Below are 17,997 nucleotides of genomic sequence, written 5' to 3'. Positions count from 1 at the left end.
GGCATCGGGCCTCAGATCCTCGGCGGCTCGATGCCGAGTTCGCGCAACTGCTCGGCGTAGATCGCGATATTGGCGAGCTTCACGTCCTCGTAGCCGCGCACGACGTCGGTGAGGCCAGCCGCGCGAACGGCTCGGTCGTAGCCCGCCGCGTCCAAGGTGGTGGCCAGATCGGTCACCATGCCGACGTAGTGCGCGCGCAGTTCCCGCTCGACACGGCGCATGTGCGCGTAGCCGAAGGGGTCGAACTTGCTGCCGCGCAAGCGCTTTCCCTTCGCGAGTACCCGCAGCGCGAAGTGGCTGCGCGGACCCATGCCGATCTTCTTCCGCCTGCCGAGCGCCCGGAGCGCGGGCGGGTGCAGGCGATAGGTGAGGTTCGCGCCCTCGGGCACCTGGTCGGCGACCTCGGCGAGGAAGGCCGGGTCGGTCAGCCGCCGCGCGACCTCGTACTCGTCCTTGTACGCGGTGAACTTGTAGAGGCCGCGCGCCACCTGCTCGCTGAACTCGGTGCGGTCGGTGACCCGCCGTTCGGTCTCCCAGACGCGCTGCACGGTGCGCACGTAGTCGCGGGCCACCGCGACGCTCTGGAATCCGATCAGCTCGGCCGCCCGCAACTCCACCAACCGCCGTGTCTCGCCGGTCGCGGTCAATCCGTCGAAGAGGTTCGCGGGCGGCGCCACTCGCGCGGGCGCGGTCTTGCGACGCACGGTGGCGGCGGCGAATTCCGCGGGACGGGCGATCGCGAGCCTGCCCCAGCGGAAGGCGGCGATGTTGGCGGCGACGGCGACACCGTTGATCTCGATGGCCTCCTCGATCGCCGCCGCGGGCAGCCGCAGTCCCCCGCTCTGGTGCGCGGCGCCGACCAGCAGGAAATTGGCGGCCGCGGTGTTGCCGAAGATCGCCTCGGCGGCGGCGAGCGCGTCGAACGAACCCGCCAGCCTCGCCGCCCGCGCCAGCCGGGCCAGCAGCGAGGCCTCGTCCGGGTAGGCGACGGACTTGTCGTAGACCATGTCGCCGGTCGGGGTCTTGCTGGTCGAGGCCACCGCGACGGTCGCGGTCGGCGAGCCGTAGGCCAGGTTCTTGGCGTCGGTCGCGGCGAGCAGGTCGAAGGCGATGATGCAATTCGCGGAGGCAGGGGCGAGCCGGTTGGCGGGCTCGAGCGCGTCCGCCGCGAAGCGCAGGTGCGACACGACCGGTCCGGCCTTCTGGCTGAGGCCGATCTGATCGAGGCTCGCCACGTCGTATCCGGCGCGCAGCGCGGCGGTGGCGAGCACCTGGTTCACGGTGACGATGCCGGTGCCGCCGATCCCGGCCAGGAAGACGTTCTGCGTTCCGGTCGGCGCCTCGAACGCGAGCTCGGGCAGGCGCGGCGGCTCGGGGCGGCGAATTTCCTTGCGCCGCTCGCGCTTCGCCGGGTCGGGCAGCTCGACGGTGACGAAGGACGGGCAGTTGCCGTCCAGGCAGCTGTAGTCGGTGTTGCACGAGGTCTGATCGATGCGCGTCTTGCGGCCGAACTCGGTGTCGACCGGCTGCACCGAAAGGCAGTTGCTCTTGACGCCGCAATCGCCGCAGCCCTCACAGACCGCCTCGTTGACGATCACCCTGGCCCGGCGCACCGGCAGCTCGCCGCGCTTGCGCTTGCGGCGGGCGTCGGCCGCGCAGTGCTGGTCGTAGATGAGCACGGTGACGCCGGGAATCTCGCGCAGCATGCGCTGGGCCTCGTCGAGCCGGTCGCGGTGCCACAGCAGGGTGCCAGGCGCGAGATCGCGCTTGCGGTAACGCTTCGGCTCGTCGGCGCAGACGACGATCCGCCGCACACCTTCGACGCTCAGCTTGTGGGTGAGTTTCGGTACGCCCAGCGAGCCCTCGGCGTCCTGTGCGCCGGTCATCGCGACGACGTCGTTGTGCAGCAGCTTGAAGGTGATGTTCACCCCGGCAGCGACACACGCCTGCACGGCGAGCTGGCCGGAGTGGAAATAGGTTCCGTCACCGATGTTCTGGAACAGGTGGCCCACGTCGGTGAAGGGCGCCTGCCCGATCCACTGCGCGCCTTCGCCGCCCATCTGGGTCAAGCCGGTGACCGCGCTGTCGGCTCGGCCGGACATGGTCACCAAGGTGTGGCAGCCGATGCCGCCACCGGCCAGCGAGCCCTCCGGCACCGCGGTGGAGCGGTTGTGCGGGCAGCCGCTACAGAAGTACGCCGCGCGCTTGGCGGGCAGCACCGACAGCGACAGCGCCTGCGGCAGCGGCCTTTTCATCTCCAGGTATCCGTCGAGCGCCCGGCGCAGCGGTCCGGCGATGCGACCAGAGGTGAGCTCGCCGTCCGGACCGAACAGCGTGCGCCCGTCGCCGTCGGTCTTCCCGACGATCTCCGGCGCACCCGCGCGGCCGTAGAGGATCTCACGGATCTGCGTCTCGACGAACGCGGTCTTGTCCTCCACCACGACGATCCGCTCCAGCCCGTCGGCGAACTGCCGCACCCGCTCGGGCGCGATCGGGAACGGCATCCCGATACGCAGCAACCTGACCCCGGCCCGCGACAACGCGGCGTCGTCCACGCCGAGATCGAGCAGGGCCTGGCGCATCGCGTCGAAGGTGGTTCCGGTGGCGGCGACGCCGATCCTGGCGTGCGCCGGGTTCACCTCGATCGCGTCCAGCTCGTTGACGGTGGCGTAGGCCTTCACCAGTTCCCAGCGCGGCCCGTACAGATTCGCCTCGGCGATGACGCTGTCGGTGGGCGCCGCCATCGGCCGCTGCCGGTAGGTGAAGGGTCCGCCTTCCCATTCGATCTCGGGCACCGTGATGGCGACATCGCCGACCGAACCGTCCACCGTCCAGGCGCCATCGGCCACATCGGCGACGATCTTCAGCGCAACCAGGCAGCCGGACGCCCGCGACAGCGCGACGCCGTGCAGGCCCATGGTGATGATCTCGCGCGCGTTGCGGGGAAAGAGCACCGGAATGTTCATCGCGGCCAGCGACCGTTCGCTCACCGCGGGCACGGTCGAGGATTTCGCGGCCGGATCGTCGCCGACCAGCAACAGCATTCCGCCGCGCGCGTTCGCGCCGTACATATTCGCGTGGCGCAACGCGTCGGTCGCGCGATCGAGGCCGGGACCCTTTCCGTACCAGACCCCGACGACGCCGTCGTGCGTCGCGTTGCCCGCGGGCAATTCCGCCTGACTCCCCCACACCGAGGTCGCGGCGAGTTCCTCGTTAAGGCCGGGCACGAAGGAAATGTCGTGTTCGGCGAGCACGGTGGGCATTCCGCCGAGCAGCTTGTCCACGCCGCCCAGCGGGCTGCCCTGATAGCCGGAGACGAAAGTGCCGACCCGCAGACCCGCCCGCAGATCGCGCACATGTTGTTCCACCAGTTGGCGCGCGATCGCCTGTACTCCGGTGAGTACGACGGCGCCGGAGCCGACCCGGTAGCGGTCGGCGAGGTCGTACGGCGCGGTGATCAGATCGCGGTCGGCGAGCTCGGTCATCGGTCCACCCATCCGCTCCGCGCCCGATCGGGGCGCTTCGCATCGTTGAGCACTTGGTGCCGACATCCTGTCTCCAAAGCGCTGAATGAACAATAGATAGTCTATAAGTTGAGCATTCTGCTCAATTCCAACCGTCAGCGCTGGGCACACGCTATGCACGATGCGAGATCGATGTGACCGCTACCACGATCCGCGGCGAACCGCCGATCACGGACTCACGCGTGTCGGCCGATATCGGCGATACCGCCCGACCGTCCAGACCCAACCGGGCGCGTACCGAATCGGCTCACTGCCGGAGACGGCGACCGATGCCCGGCGCCCACAACCGGTTCCTCTGCCCAGCCCGGGCCAACGCCTACCTGGAGACGCCGCGAATCCGAGCGCGTCATCTGGACCAAGGGCCCGCTTGGCGCGGAAGCGGGCGTCGTCCGGCCGGTGACACGGAAGCTCGCGTCGATGCGCGCTGGATACGGATGCGGGTCTGTCCGCCAGCCTCGAAACCGATCGCCCGCGGAAGATCGAGGCGGGCCACCACCCTGGTCGGCGATCTTGCCGCCGCATACTCCGCCGGATCGGCATTCGCCTGGCCAAGCACAGCGAATCCCGGCGAACGCCAGGGCGGCTGCAGCACGTAAGGTTTCGCGGAATTCCCCGCGAAACACATTGCGACCACCGCATTCACATTGGTAGCACTTGCGAATATATCCCCGGGTTACCCGAATGCCGGGACCGCCGATTACCCTGCTCTTTGCTCGATGAAAATTATTGCGTCGCCGATCTTTCAGTGACTAGGGTGACACGGGGTACTCGGCGCTATGCCGGTTCTCGACCTGGCACAGGCCGGTTACGCACGGGGGCAGCGACGCCCAGAGGTAGGCAAGAACATCGGTGATAAGCAGCGAAACCAAAAGCGTATTACCGACCGGCATGTGGTCCCGCCCCCTCGGCGTCCGAACCAGGCTGCTGGCGATCGTCCTCATTCCCAGCGTCGCCCTGCTCGCGCTCGGCATCGGCGCCACGGCGTACCTGGTGAAATCCGGTCGCAACGCGGCATCTTGGGCCGAGCTGGCCACTTCCGTCACCACCCCGGCGATCCTGATGATCGAGGCGTTCCAGGAGGAGCGTCGCGCCTCGCTGCTGCACTTGGCCGGCGACGACGACGCGACCCACACGCTGCCCACCGCACGCAAGAATTCCGACGACGCGCTGGCCGCGCTGGATTCGCTCGGTGAGACCGCCTCCGAACTGCGTCCCGACGTGGCGGGCGAGATCGACAGCTACGACGTGCTCTACAAGCAGCTGCCCGCGCTGCGCAGCGGCATCGACGCGCACGCCGTGCCCTCGGCGCAGGTGTTCCTCGCCTTCAACCGGATCATCGACACCATCGTGCTCGCCTCGCTGCTGGCCGCCGAGGTGGCGCCGGACGCCGAGATCGCCGTCGACCTGTACAAGGCGGTGCACGCGCTGCGTGCGGCCGAAGCGGTGTCGCGGGCGAGCGCGCTCGGCTCGGCGGCGCTCATCGCCGACCAGTTCAGCCCCGAACAGTTCAGCGAGTTCAGCGGCTACGTCGGCGACGCCCGCGGTGAGGTCGGCTACGCGACCACGGTGCTGACCGGCAAGCGGCAGGCGCAGCTGCAAGAGATCACCGCGAGCCCCACCTGGCGGCAGCTGACCGCGATGGAGGACGCGATCCTCCAGCGGGGCACCAAGACCGGGAATTCCGACGCATCGAGCAGCTCCACCAGCGACAGTTCCGGCAGGCAGTCGACCTCTCGCACCACTCGCGCGGCCGACACCCCGCCGCCGCTGCCGCTCGGCGTCGGCGAATGGCAGCAGGCCGCCACCGCCGTTCGCTCGCAGCTGCTGAAGCTGTGGGAGGACCAGAGCCGCGACGCCCACCGCACCGCGGAGCGCGTCGGTGAGGACGTCGCGCGCAACTCCCTCTACGGCGGCCTCGCCGTGCTCGCGCTGACGCTGCTCGCCTTCCTCTCCGCCCTGCTGCTGGCCAACCGCTTCATCGGCCGCATGCAGCGGCTGCGCCGCGACACCCTCGAGCTGGCCGACGAGCGGCTGCCCGAGACCATCCGTCAGCTCGGCGAGGGTGCCGATGTCGACGCGCGGGAACTCGCGCGCCTCGATTACGGCGGCGACGAGATCGGTCAGGTGGCCGACGCGTTCAACCGCGCCCACCAGGCGGCGGTGTCGGCTGCGGTCGCCGAGGCGAAGACGCGAGCGGGCGTCGCCGCGGTCTTCCTCAACATCGCGCACCGCAACCAGGTGATGGTGCACCGCCAGCTGGCGCTGCTGGACAAGGCCGAACGCCAAGAGGAGGACCCCGACCGGCTCGACGTGCTCTTCCAGCTCGACCACCTGGCCACCAGGGCGCGGCGCAACGCCGAGAACCTCGTCATCCTCGGCGGCGAGCAGCCGGGCCGTCGCTGGCGCAATCCGGTGCCGCTGGTCGAGGTGGTGCGCAGCGCGGTCGCGGAAAGCCTCGACTACACCAGGATTCAGATCGGCAAGCTGCCCGACGTGCGCGTCTCCGGCGCCGCGGTGGCCGACGTGATGCATCTGATCGCGGAGCTGACCGACAACGCGACGGCCTTCTCCCCGCCCGAATCGCGGGTCGAGGTGACCGGCACGCTGGTCGGCAAGGGCGTGGCCGTCGAGATCATCGACCAGGGGCTCGGCATGCCGGAAGCCGAACTGGCCGAACGCAATGCCTCGCTGGCCTCCCCGCCCGACTTCAGCGTCGCCACGCTCTCCAGCGATGCCAGGCTCGGCCTGTTCGTGGTCGGAAAACTGGCCGCGCGCCAGGGCATCTCGGTGCGGCTGACCGAATCCGACTACGGCGGAGTGCGAGCCATCGTGCTGGTGCCGACGGCGGTGATCGCCACCGGCCAAGAACTGCCCGTACGCAACAGCCAGCCCGTCCAGGAAAAGCACGCGCTGGCGAGCAACGGGACGTTCAACGGCTTCGCGCCCGTTCCCGTCCTCGCCGCACCCAGTCCCATCGAGATCCCGCCCGCCTCGAACACCGGAGGAGATCGACCGGCGCTGCCGCGGCGCCGCCGCTCCGACGGCTCCGCCGAGCCCGCCGCTCTGCCCGGCGGCGCGGCGGGTACTCGCCCGCGCACCGCCGAGGAGGCGCGCACGCTGATGTCGGCCATCGAGAACGGCACCCGGCAGGGTCGCCTGAACCGCGTCGACGACCCGACCGCAACCAACTCCAACCCGCAGGAAGGCGCCGGTGACGACCTCCAAGCCCCGTAGTCTCGACTGGTTGCTAGACGATCTCGTCGAACGGCTGCTCGACGTCCGCTACGCCGTCGTGCTGTCGACCGACGGATTGCTTCTCGGCCACAGCACGGCGATGAATCGCTCTGACGCCGAACGCTTCTGTGCGATGGCCTCCACCCTGCACGGCGTGGCGCGCAGCGCCGGTAGCCATTTCGACGCGGGCGGTGTGTGTCAGACGGTGGTGGAGCTCGACCGCGCGGTGCTGTTCATCACCGCCGCGGGCGACAACGCGTGCCTTGCCGTGCTCACCGCGGAGAACGCGAACATGGGCATGGTCGCCTACGAGATGAACCAAACCGTGCAGCGCGTCGGCGCGCACCTGTCGGTCGACCCGCGTCCGCAACCGCTCGACGGGGTCGGTTCGCGACGGCCATGAACGACCGGCGGGAGTCCTGGTTCGACGAGGAGGCCGGTCCCCTCGTCCGCCTCTACGCGGTCACCAACGGGCGTTCCGGCGGCGGCCGCGCCGAGCTGAACATGCTCACCCTCGTGGTGCGCGCCGGATCGCGGACGCTGCGGCGCAACGAACCCGAATACGCCGAGATCATGCGGCTCGCCCGCGAACCGCAGTCGGTCGCCGAGCTGGCCGCGCAGCTGAACCTGCCGTTGACCTCGACCAAGATCCTGGTCGGCGACCTCATCGACGACGGCCTGCTCGACTTCCGCGATCCCGAGCCGACGCCCGAGGCCGGTCCGCGGGACATGGATGTACTGCGCGCCGTGCTCAAAGGGATCGAGGCGCTCTGATCGTCGCTGTGCTCCGGTATCGCGCCGTCAGTGGGGGTCGGTGCGCTGGTCGAGGGTGTGTTGCAGTTCGGTGTTGAGGCGTTGCGCCTCGGCGAGCTGGTCTTCGAGGATGACGATGCGGCAGGCGGCGTCGAGGGCGTTGCCGGCGTCGACGAGTTCGCGCACGCGGGCGGCGATGCGCAGCTGGTAGCGCGAGTAGCGGCGGTGCCCGCCTGGTGACCGTTGCGGGGTCAGCAGTTCGGCGGCGTCGAGACCGCGCAGGAACGCTTGGGTGACGCCGAGGATTTCCGCGGCGCGTCCCATCGAGTAGGCGGGGTAGTCGTCGTCGTCGAGTTTGTCGGCGGCACTGGGGCCGCTGGTGGGGTGGGGGTTCGGTTGTTGCACAGGGCCTCTCGGGTCAACGCCGACAGGCCCCGGCGCGGTAGCGCCGGGGCCTGGGATCTACGAAGGGGGGAATGATTTCATTGCTTTCACCGGCCCGTCAGGGCCGCTCTCACACACCGCATCCGGTGCCTCCCAGGATGCGGAATCGATAACTGACTACTCAGTGACCACCTCCTGGATCGCCGGTCTTCCTACAGTGTTTGCGGACTCGCTTGTTCGCCTGTTGCTTCGTCCCCTTCCGGCGGGTCCGGCCGACTGCACCGGATGTCTGTCTCGTGCCGCCGGAAGGGGACGGTGGAACTTACTTCTCCGGGCAGTTCACCTGCCCGGCCTTCTGGACTGCATTAATTCGAACGACAGCGACTCTATATCGGCCTGCACGTAATGTCTACACCCGACACGACAGATTTTCGTCTACCGGCGGGGGTGTTTATATCGCATCGGTAGAGGCGTTTCGGCCGCTGGGGACGCACAGGCTTACCTGCACGCGACAACGCAAGGTGCCGAGGAGCTCCCTCTCGGTGCTACGGGCCGATTCCGCCGCCGCCGACTCCGCGGCCGCCGCCGATTCCGTGGTCGTGGGTCGGAAAGGCGCGCCAGGTACGCGGGGTATAGCTGCGCGTCTTGCGCGGCGTCTTCTTCGGCGTCGGGGTGTCGACTGCGTGCTCGGCTTCGTGGTCGAGATGCGCGCGGGCCCGGTTCTCGAGGTCGCGGTGGTGTTCGGGGAGTTCGGCGCGGCGTTGCTGTTCGGCGAGTGCGTTGTCGAGGTGGCGCTCATCGCGTGCACGGTTGGTTTCTGACCGGCGCTGCTGGACCTCGTCGGCGCGGATCGCACGGTCGACAGAGCGCGGGCGAAAGCCTCGACGTCCTCGCTCTGTCGTTCGTCGAGGTCGGGTGCCATTTGCCGGTGAGCACGTCGAGGTAGATGGCCGGGTTGATCGCCTCGAAGGTTTGCGGGGCGGCGGCGTCGCCGGTGTGAGCGGTCGCGACGTACATGTGGTTTTCGCGGCGGCTACGGGTGAGCGCGACGTAGGTCTGCTGGCGGGATTCGCCGCCAGTCAGCACGGTGTGGGCGGTGTCGACGGTCAAACCCTGGCGGCGTCGATGGTGGAGGCGTAGCCGAGGGTGGTGCGGGTCGTGACGTAGTCCGCGGGCAGGGTCACCAGACGCCCGGATCCGACGTGGGCGGCGGTGATACGACCATCCGGGTGCACGGTGCGCACCCTCCAGCGGTAGCCGTTGCGGACGTGATCGGTCGCCGAGATCCGCAGCCGGTAGGCGTTTTCGCGGGTGGTGATCATGTCGCCGACGCTGGCGGTGGTGACCGGACCCGCGCTCAACTCAGCCGCGCGACAAGACGTTTCGCGTTCATGAGGGCGATCGCCTCGATCGACACCATCGGGTTCACCCCGGACGCCGTCGGGAAGCAGGACGCGTCCGCGACGACGATGTTGGGCACCTCCCAGGTCGCGCCGTCGGGATCGGTCGCCGACATGTCGCGGGAGCCGCCCATCCGCGCCGAGCCCATGATGTGCAGCGCGCCCATGCCGCAGCGACCCGGTTCGTATCCGGCCGCGAGGCAGGCCGCGACGAATTCCTCGTGCGAGCCGCTGACCCCGGGCTCGTACGCCGCGCCCGCCTGATGGCCGGAGAACACGCGTCGCGCGCCCGCCGCCTCGAGAATGCTCGCCGCGCCGGCGATTCCGGTGTGCAGGTGCGCCCGGTCGCGCTCGGAGAGCCGGTAGCGGACGACGGGCTCGCCCGCCCGGTCCACTGTGACCCGCCCGTGGTCGCGGTCGCGGGTGATGACGCCGACGGCCGCGGTGCGGGCCAGATCCAGCATGGCGGCGCGGTGTTCGGTCCCGCCCCGCCAGTTCATGAAGCCGACCAGCAGGCCGGGGTGCAGCGGGCCGGTCTCGTAGATCACGCCGTAGCCGCGCTCGTCGAGATCGCTGTGCCTGCGCGAGATCCTGGTCTGCAACCCGCCCTCCCACGGCCGGATCTCCTCGTCGAAGACGCCGAACACCGCCGAGGCCGGATGCAGCCGCAGGTAATCGCCGATGTTCTTGTTCCGCAACCCGGAGCGGCGCAGCAGCGCGGGCGTCTGCACCGCGCCGGCGGCGACCACAACGGCGCGGGCGCGAACCGTGAACTCCGCGCCGTCGGCGGTGACCGCGCTGACGCCTTCGGCGCGTCCGCCGGAGACCTCGACGCGCCGGACGTCGGCGCCGATCACCAGGCGAGCGCCGCGCGCGGCCGCGTCGGCCAGCCAGGTCTTGGTCACGGTCTGCTTCGCGCCGAGCCGGCAGCCGTAGCCGCAGCGACCGCATTCCACGCCCGCGTCGCAGGACGCGGTGACATTGCGTGGCAGCGGCGAGACATCCCAGCCGAGCGCCGCGAGTCCGCGCTCGAGCACTCCGTCACGCGCCGAGCCGGGTGAGCGGTCGTAGGTGACGCCGAGCCGTCCTTCGACGGCGTCCAGCGCGGCGCCGTATTCGTCCTCGGCGAACTGGGTGGCGCCCAGACTCGCCCATTCCGCGCGCACCTCGTCCGGTGTGCGCAGCGACGTGCTCCAGTTGACCACCGTGCCGCCGCCGAGGCACGTGCCCGCCACCAGAGTGAGCTGACCTTCCGCGGTGGCCGATGGGCCCGGCGCGTACAGCCGCAGCAGCGCGTCGAGTTCGCCCGCGCCGAAATCGGCGTCGTCGTAGTACTCGCCGCGCTCCAGCACGATCACGTCCAGACCCGCCTCGGCGAGCACCGCCGCAGCCGCGCCGCCGCCCGCGCCGGAACCGACGACGACCACATCGCAGTCGAGCGTGCCGCCCGCCTCGGGCCGCACCGGATGCAGGGCGGGCTTCGGCGCGCCTGGCAACGGGCCGGGCGGAGCGGGATAGCCCATCTCCTTCCACAGCGGATTGCTGCCGTCGGGTCCCGGCGTTGTGTAGTACGCCAGCAGCGCGGCCTGTTTGAGCGCCTGGAAGATCGCGCGCTTGGCCCCGAACCGCGATTCGCCGAGGCGAAGCAGCAGCCGTTCGCGATCGGCCTGTGAGCGGGTCGAGAACCGGCGCGGACCCATGCCTGCGAGCAGGCCGAGCGCCGGCGAATCCCATAGACCGAGCAGCGTCGTCACCTGTTTGCGTTCGGCCTCGCGCGGATTGCGGGAGAGCAGTTGGACCACCACGTCGGCGACCCCGAGTTCGGAGGCGGGCGGCAGCGCGAGACCGTCGCCGGGCGCGAACGTGTCGCAGATCAGCTCCAGCGCCGCCCGCTGCCCTGCCGTGAGTTCCATGGTTTGCTCCCCGAGACCGGAAACATGTGCGCCGCAATTGGAATTGCGGCTCACATAAGTTCGATGAGCTCGAACCCTACTCTGGAGATTTACGGGCGTAAAGACAGATTAGCAACCACGTTGACCCGAACAAGGTCAGCATCAACCGAGAATGCGGAACAACTTTCCGGACGGCTGTCGCGCGGCGCTCTCAGGCCGGTTCCGGTTGGCAGCGAGGGCAATAGTAGATGCCGCGCTCGCGCTGCGTGATGCGATCCGAGGCCGGGTTCGTCTCGGCGAGCGGCCGCACCTCGATCCGGGTGCCGCAGCGCTGGCAGGGACGGCGCTGGCGGCCGTAGACCAGCGCTCGCCACGGTGGCCGGTGCGCCGCCTCGGTGAGCACCCGGTGCGCCTCGTTGACCAGGGCCAGTAGATCCGGCACCGCGTCGATCGGGGTGGCCGGATGCACTTTGCGGAGGAAGCACACCTCGCTGCGGTAAATGTTGCCGATGCCTGCCAGATTGCGCTGATCGAGCAGGGCGAGGCCGACGGGTTGCGCGGGATGCCGCGCCAACCGCCGAACGGCCTCGGCCGCATCCCAATTCGGGCCGAGCAGGTCGGGGCCGAGGTGATCGGTCGCGGTGTGCTCGTCGGCGCGGCGCAACACCTCGACGGTGCCCAGCGAGAAGCCGACGGCCTCGGTGTCGTCGGTGCCGAGCACCACCCGCGCGTGCACCCGCGGACGCGTCCAGCGCTCACCCGCGCAATAGGTACGCCACTCCCCCTCCATCTTCAAATGAGTGTGGATGCTCGCGGTGGTGGTGCGGATGAACAGGTGCTTGCCGTAGCTGCCGACCTCTTCGACCAGGTCGCCGACGAGATCCACCGTCGCGTAACGCGGTACCCGGAAATCGCTGCGCACCAGCGTCTTTCCGACGAGCGCGAGCCGCAGCCGGTGCGCGGTCAGAAAGACGGTGTCCCCCTCAGGCATGCACCGCTCCCGTCGTCACAGTTGCCTCCGCAATCGCAGCCCGCGCGGCGTCGCGGAGAAGCCCGCCTCGATGAGGAAAGCCGCGAAGGTATTGCCGTGCACCGATTCTCCGTCCACCCGGTCGATCACCAGTGAGTCGACCCGGCGGCGACGGACCAGCTCGGCGAGTTCCGCGGCGGCGGCTTGGCGCGCGTTCGGGTCCTCGGTGAAGGTGAGCAACGTCTTGCCGCCGCGCTCCAGATAGAGCACGAGCTCGCCGTCCACCAGCACGACGAGCGCCCCCGCCTTGCGGCCGGGGCGGTGGCCGCTGTCGCCATCACCCTTCGGCCAGCCGAGGGCCGCGCCATACGGATTGGCGGGGTCGCAAGCCGCCAGCGCCAGCGCATTGCCCTGCCGCGCCGTATCGCCGGAGCGGGCGCGGTCGGTGTCGAAGGAGCGCAGCCGGTCGACCACGTCGGTGGTGGAGAACTGCGCGCCGCCGAGCGAGTCGACGAAATAGCCGCGGCGGCAGCGGCCGCGGTCCTCGAATTCGGTGAGCACCCGGTACATCAGCGCGAAACCGCCCGCGACGCCCTCGTTCTGCACCGACCCCCTGGTCAGCACGCCGTAGCGCTCCAGAAGCATGTCCGCCGTCGCGTGCGCGCGAATCGTGTTGTCGGCGACGCGTTCCGGCAGCAGCGACCAGCGCCCGGCGACCGCGGGCGGGCCGGACCGGGTCGGCATGCTCGGCCGGGGCAGGTAGGCGCGGCCGCGCGGCGCGCGACGCGGGGTCCGATGCGCGGTCGTGGTGCGCGAGGTGCCGGCGAGCAAGGCGCGCACCGGTGCGAAGGTGTCGCCGGAAACCACGCCCGCCCACACCAGTTCCCACAGCGCCGCGGCCACCGCCGTATCGTCCAGCAGGCCGGTGGCGTCGGAGAGCTGACGGAAGAAATACGCGCCGCCACCGTGCAAGACGGGGGGCAGCCGAACGGGCTCGCCGAGCCGCGCGCGATCACCTGCCGGGCTTTTGTCCCCATCGAGTGACACCGCCGCCTCCCCGGCGGATTTCGTCGGCGCGTCGGCGGCGAGTGGCGCCACGTCGTCTCGGCCCGGCGAGTCCGAGATCAGCGACGTGCGCGGCGCCAATGTCGCACCCAGCGCGTCGAGCAAACGGAGGTGCGCCTCGGAGAGCTCGATCTCGTCCGGCGGCGCCAGCGTGAACGAGGCCTGCTCGGCCAAGTGCAGCGCGATCCACCCGTCCTTGGCCGTGATGGCGCCGTGCCCCGACCACACCACCTCACCGGCGGCCATCAGCTCGTCCAACATCGCGGGCGAATAGTCGCGGACGCGGGCGGGCAGGATCAGCGACTCCCACGCCGAGGCCGGAATGGGCACTCCGGCAAGCTGTTCCACCACGGCCGCGACGCCGTCGACGCCGCGCAGCTCGCTGGTCTCGACGTGCTGCCAGGACGGCAGAAAGCGTCCGAATGCCGCGGTCGCGACGGGTTCCACCTCGTGCCGCGCCGCGGCGAGCGACCGCCGTCGCAGCCGCCGCAGCACCTGGGTGTCGCACCATTCGGCGCCGCTGGCACCCGGCGTGAATTCACCTTCCACCGCGCGCTTTTCGGCCACCAGGCGATGCAGTGCCGCGGCGGCGACAGCGGGGCCGATGCCGAAGCGCGCCGCGACGGCCTCGGTGGTGAACGGCCCGTGCGTGCGGGCGTAGCGGCCGACCAGGTCGCCGAGCGGGTCGGCGACCGGTTCGATGAACGCGGCGGGCGTGCCGATCGGCAGCGGGACGCCGAGCGCGTCGCGCAGGCGTGAGGCGTCCTCGACGGCCACCCACCAGGTCTTGCCCGCGAACGAGACTTCCAGCGCGCGGCGGGCTTTCGCGAGTTCGGCGAACCAGGGACGCGGATCGCCGACCGGTGGCGCCGGCTCGTCGGCCGCACCCGCATCCGCCGTCCACCCGTCGGCGCCGCCCGGCGCCGTGTCACCGGTACCGTGCGTCAGCGCGTCACCAGCACCCTGCGCCAGCGCGTCACCGTGCGACATCGCATCATCGACACCGGGCGGCCGTACTACACCGACACAACGCACCGCCGCTTCTTCGGCAGTCAGCGGCCCGAGCAGACGTAGCAGATCGGCGAGCCCTTCGGCGTCGCGGGCGCGTCGTTCCGGCGTGAGCCGTTGCAGTTCGCGCTCGGTCTGTTCCAGCACCACCGGGTCGAGCAATTCGCGCAGCTCCACGCGGCCGAGCAATTCGGCGAGCAGACCGGAATCCAGTGACAGCGCGGCGGCCCTTCGCTCGGCCAGCGGGCTGTCGCCCTCGTACATGAACTGGCCGATGTAGTCGAACAGCAGCGCGCTGGCGAACGGCGACGGCGTCGCGGTCTCCACCTCGACGAGGCGCACCTGCCTGCGCGCGACCCGGCCGAGCAGGTCCCGGAGATTCGGCAGGTCGTAGACGTCACGCAAGCATTCGCGCACCGTCTCCAGCAGGATCGGGAAGTCGGGGAACTTGCGTGCCACGTCCAGTAGCTGCGCCGAGCGCTGCCGCTGCTGCCACAGCGGCGCACGCTTGCCCGGATCGCGCCGCGGCAGCAGCAACGCCCGCGCCGCGCATTCGCGGAACCGGGACGCGAAAAGCGCGGAGCCGCCGACCTGTTCGGTGACGATGTCGTCGATCTCGTCCTGCTCGAAAACGAAAAGCTCCGCGCCGGGCGGATCGTCGGTGGTGTCGGGCAGCCGCACGACGATGCCGTCGTCGGAGGCGGTCGGCGCGGCGTCGACGCCGAATCGCTCGCGCAGCCGGGAGCCGACCGCCAGCGCCCACGGCGCGTGCACCGGCAGACCGTACGGCGAGTGCAGCACCAGCCGCCAGTCGCCCAGTTCGTCGCGGAACCGCTCGACGATCAGCGTGCGGTCGGTGGGCAGCTGACCGGTGGCGGTGCGCTGATCCTCCAGCAGCGTGACGAGATTCGCGGTGGCATTGTCGTCGAGTCCGGCGGCGGCGACGATGCGGCCGAGTCCGTCGGTCGCCACGTTCGGCGCCGAATCGCCTGCGGTGCCCCCTTTTCCGACGCGCTGGGACGTGACCTTCCTGGATGCGGAAGGCGCATCGGCGGCAGTCGGCTCGACCGACCTGGTGAGCGCCTCGGCGGACTCCCGGCCCGCCTTACGAATGAATTCGCCGAGCGCGGCGCCTAATTCGGCGGGCCTGCCGAGCCCGTCGCCGTGCCAGAACGGGAGTCTGCCCGGCTGCCCGAAGGCGGGCGTCACCATGACCCGGTCGAAGGTGATCTCCTCGATGCGCCAGCTGGTCGCGCCGAGGGCGAACACGTCGCCGACGCGGGATTCGTAGACCATCTCCTCGTCGAGTTCGCCGACCCGCGAATTCCGTTCGCCCACCATGTACACCGCGAACATGCCGCGGTCCGGAATCGCACCGCCGGAGGTCACTGCCAGCCGCTGCGCGCCGGGGCGGCCGGTGAGGGTGCCCGCGTCGCGATCCCACACCAGCCGGGGACGCAGTTCCGCGAATTCATCGGAGGGATAACGGCCGGAGAGCAGGTCGAGCACCGACTCGTAGGCCGAGCGTGGCAGCCCGGCGTAGCTGCCGGTCCCGCGCACGGTGTCGAACCAGGCGTCCACGTCGATCGGCTCGAGCGCGCAGGCCGCGACGGTCTGCTGGGCCAGGATGTCGAGCGGGTGCGCCGGGATCTGGATCGCCTCGATCTGCCCGGTCACCATCCGCTGCGCGGCGACGGCGCAGTGGATGACGTCGGTGCGGTGCTTCGGGAAAAGCACCCCGCGCGAGATCTCGCCGACCTGATGACCCGCCCGCCCGATGCGCTGCAAGCCGCTCGCCACCGAGGGCGGCGCCTCGACCTGCACCACCAGGTCTACCGCGCCCATGTCGATACCGAGCTCCAGGCTGCTCGTCGCGACCACGCAGCGCAGGCGACCGCTCTTCAGGTCGTCCTCGATCAGCGCGCGCTGCTCCTTGCTCACCGAACCGTGGTGCGCGCGCGCCAGCAGCTGATCGGCCCCGTGAATCACCTGGGTGGACGGGCCCAGCTGCGCGGGCGGCGCGTGCGCGGTGTCGATCGGATCGCCGAGCCGGGCGGAGTACGCCTCGTTGAGCCGGGCCGTGAGCCGTTCGGCCAGCCTGCGCGAATTCGCGAACACGATCGAGGAGTTGTGGTCGAGGACGAGATCGACGATGGCCTCGTCGACGTGCGGCCAGATCGAGCCCGGCTGATCGGATTCGCCCGGCTCGGTCATGTCCGGCACCGGCACCCGCACCGAAAGGTCGAAGGTCTTCGGCGCGGGCGGGGACACGATGGTGATCGGCGCGTTGCCCACCAGGAACCGGCCCACCTCCTCCGGCGGGCGCACGGTGGCCGAGAGCCCGATGCGCTGGGCGGGCCGCTCGGTCATCAGATCCAGCCGGGCCAGCGACAGCGCCAGGTGTGAGCCGCGCTTGGAACCGGCGATAGCGTGCACCTCGTCCACGATCACCGTCCGCACGGTGCGCAGGGTCTCGCGCGCCGCGGAGGTGAGCATGAGGAACAGCGACTCCGGCGTGGTGATCAGAATGTCGGGCGGGGTGCGCTGCATGGCGCGGCGGTCGGCGGCGCTGGTATCGCCCGAGCGAACGCCGACGGTGATGTCGGGCGGGTCGAGGCCGAGCCGTTTGGCGGTCTGGGTGACGCCGACCAGGGGCGCGCGCAGGTTGCGCTCCACGTCCACCGCGAGCGCCTTCAGCGGCGACACGTACAGCACCGTGGTTCCCGCGTGCTCGACCTTGCCGTTTTCGGTATCGCCGGCTCGGCGCCGCCTCCTGCGCTCGGCCTGCTCGGCCTCCTGCCGCTCCCGCGCGGCCAGTTCGTCGATCGCCCAGAGGAACGCGGAGAGCGTCTTGCCCGAACCGGTCGGCGCGACAACCAGGGTGTGTTCTCCGGCCGCGATGGCCTGCCACGCGCCGAGCTGGGCCGAGGTCGGCGCGGGGAAGGCGCCGTCGAACCATTCCTGGGTCGCGCGGGAGAACATGGCGGTGGAGAACGTGGCCATGCGATCAGTCTGCACCCCGGCACCGACAGGCACCCGGCCGCGCGGCGGCAACCGGCGGCTTCGGAGGGACCTGCGTCATCGAGGCGCGCGGCGAACCGTCCTGGCCACCGGTGGGCAAATCGAGCGCTACCCGACAGCGCACGTCGAGCCGCCCTAGCGAGGGATAAGGGTCCGCCGGCAGGCGCCGCATCGTACGCTTCCACCGTGCAGAAGGTGCTAAGACTCGACCTGGTCAGCCATGGCATGACCGAGGCGATGCGAAAGGCACGCTTTCCAGTCGATGAATCTCTCACCGAGGCCGGCCGCCGCGCCATCGCCGCCTGCATGCCGTTGACCGCGCCGCGGGTGCTCACCGGACCGGAGCGTCGCACCGTCGAGACCGCCGCCCTGCTCGGCCTGCCCGGCGAGGAGGACGACCGGCTGCGCGATTTGGACGCGGGCGCGTGGCGCGGCGGCGAGCTGATGTCGGTGCCGCAGGACGAGCTCTACGCCTGGCTGACCAACCCGCAGTTCCGCGGGCACGGCGGCGAATCGGTGACGGACGTGATCGAGCGGACCAGGTACTGGATGGCCGAGATCGCGTCCGGGGGCATGTCCACCGTCGCGGTGACCCATCCCGCCGTGATCCGCGCGGCGCTGCTTGTGACGCTGGACGCCCCGCCGAAATCGTTCTGGCGGATCGACATTCCGCCCGGCAGCGTCACCCGGCTGCACTATCGCGGCGAGTGGACCCTGCACTTTCCCCCGTGAGCGCGGCCCGCGCT

At 70.3% G+C, this 17,997-nt stretch carries 10 protein-coding genes and 2 pseudogenes; 5 read left to right on the top strand and 7 right to left on the bottom strand.

Annotated elements, in window-relative coordinates:
- Window positions 1–11: 11 nt before the first annotated feature.
- A complete protein-coding gene (locus NX1_RS19220) occupies window positions 12–3,485 on the bottom strand; it encodes an indolepyruvate ferredoxin oxidoreductase family protein (protein WP_068061206.1) in 3,474 nt (1,157 codons plus the stop codon).
- A 927-nt stretch (window positions 3,486–4,412) separates the two neighbouring features.
- On the opposite strand from NX1_RS19220, the gene NX1_RS19215 reads away from it, so the two are divergent.
- Genes NX1_RS19215 through NX1_RS19205 form a run of 3 tightly spaced genes read left to right on the top strand, consistent with a single transcriptional unit; the run spans window position 4,413 to window position 7,532 of the window.
- A complete protein-coding gene (locus NX1_RS19215; RefSeq protein WP_068061104.1) occupies window positions 4,413–6,758 on the top strand; it encodes a sensor histidine kinase in 2,346 nt (781 codons plus the stop codon).
- Window positions 6,736–7,161 (top strand): roadblock/LC7 domain-containing protein, encoded by a 426-nt coding sequence (locus NX1_RS19210; protein WP_068061101.1) that lies wholly within the window; start codon window positions 6,736–6,738, stop codon window positions 7,159–7,161. Before NX1_RS19215 ends, NX1_RS19210 begins: the two co-directional genes overlap by 23 nt.
- Complete coding sequence (locus NX1_RS19205; protein WP_068061099.1) at window positions 7,158–7,532, top strand: DUF742 domain-containing protein; 375 nt, start codon at window positions 7,158–7,160, stop codon at window positions 7,530–7,532. Before NX1_RS19210 ends, NX1_RS19205 begins: the two co-directional genes overlap by 4 nt.
- A 27-nt stretch (window positions 7,533–7,559) precedes the next feature.
- On the opposite strand, the gene NX1_RS19200 is transcribed toward NX1_RS19205, so the two are convergent.
- A complete protein-coding gene (locus tag NX1_RS19200; protein ID WP_068061097.1) occupies window positions 7,560–7,916 on the bottom strand; it encodes a helix-turn-helix domain-containing protein in 357 nt (118 codons plus the stop codon).
- A 662-nt stretch (window positions 7,917–8,578) separates the two neighbouring features.
- Here NX1_RS19200 and NX1_RS36420 point away from each other — a divergent pair.
- Window positions 8,579–8,716: a hypothetical protein gene (locus tag NX1_RS36420; protein ID WP_157119857.1), complete on the top strand. Its 138-nt coding sequence runs from the start codon at window positions 8,579–8,581 to the stop codon at window positions 8,714–8,716.
- Window positions 8,717–9,001: 285 nt separating this feature from the next.
- Here the strand turns inward: NX1_RS36420 and NX1_RS19190 are convergent, their stop codons facing one another.
- The 5 genes and pseudogenes from NX1_RS19190 to NX1_RS38820 form a co-directional block, all read right to left on the bottom strand.
- Entirely contained in the window at window positions 9,002–9,256 is a 255-nt protein-coding gene (locus tag NX1_RS19190; RefSeq protein WP_068061091.1) for a hypothetical protein, read from the bottom strand.
- The gene (locus tag NX1_RS19185) at window positions 9,253–11,208 is read right to left on the bottom strand and encodes an FAD-dependent oxidoreductase (RefSeq protein WP_068061087.1); all 1,956 of its coding nucleotides are present in this window, start codon (window positions 11,206–11,208) and stop codon (window positions 9,253–9,255) included. The genes NX1_RS19190 and NX1_RS19185 overlap by 4 nt, the downstream gene beginning before the upstream one ends.
- A 190-nt stretch (window positions 11,209–11,398) precedes the next feature.
- Window positions 11,399–12,178, bottom strand: a complete 780-nt coding sequence (locus NX1_RS19180) for a DNA-formamidopyrimidine glycosylase family protein (protein WP_068061084.1) — start codon at window positions 12,176–12,178, stop codon at window positions 11,399–11,401.
- 15 nt (window positions 12,179–12,193) lie between these two features.
- Window positions 12,194–14,086 (bottom strand): annotated as a pseudogene (locus NX1_RS38825) (Lhr family ATP-dependent helicase); the annotation flags it as partial.
- Between the two features lie 216 nt (window positions 14,087–14,302).
- Window positions 14,303–17,212, bottom strand: a pseudogene (locus tag NX1_RS38820) (DEAD/DEAH box helicase); the annotation flags it as partial.
- Window positions 17,213–17,437: 225 nt separating this feature from the next.
- Here NX1_RS38820 and NX1_RS19170 point away from each other — a divergent pair.
- Window positions 17,438–17,983: a histidine phosphatase family protein gene (locus tag NX1_RS19170; protein WP_068061078.1), complete on the top strand. Its 546-nt coding sequence runs from the start codon at window positions 17,438–17,440 to the stop codon at window positions 17,981–17,983.
- Window positions 17,984–17,997: the final 14 nt, after the last annotated feature.

Origin of the sequence: Nocardia xishanensis NBRC 101358 (assembly GCF_001613365.1) — a bacterium.
GTDB classification, from domain to species: Bacteria; Actinomycetota; Actinomycetes; order Mycobacteriales; family Mycobacteriaceae; genus Nocardia; species Nocardia xishanensis.
Note: the sequence above shows the minus strand (reverse complement) of the source record. Positions and strands in the feature narration are given on the sequence as shown.

Excerpts from the sequence above, each read along its gene's own strand:
- NX1_RS19220 (WP_068061206.1), bottom strand. The coding sequence starts at position 3,485 with ATGACCGAGCTCGCCGACCGCGATCTGATCACCGCGCCGTACGACCTC.
- NX1_RS19215 (WP_068061104.1), top strand. The coding sequence starts at position 4,413 with ATGTGGTCCCGCCCCCTCGGCGTCCGAACCAGGCTGCTGGCGATCGTC.
- NX1_RS19205 (WP_068061099.1), top strand. The coding sequence starts at position 7,158 with ATGAACGACCGGCGGGAGTCCTGGTTCGACGAGGAGGCCGGTCCCCTC.
- NX1_RS19185 (WP_068061087.1), bottom strand. The coding sequence starts at position 11,208 with ATGGAACTCACGGCAGGGCAGCGGGCGGCGCTGGAGCTGATCTGCGAC.
- NX1_RS19180 (WP_068061084.1), bottom strand. The coding sequence starts at position 12,178 with ATGCCTGAGGGGGACACCGTCTTTCTGACCGCGCACCGGCTGCGGCTC.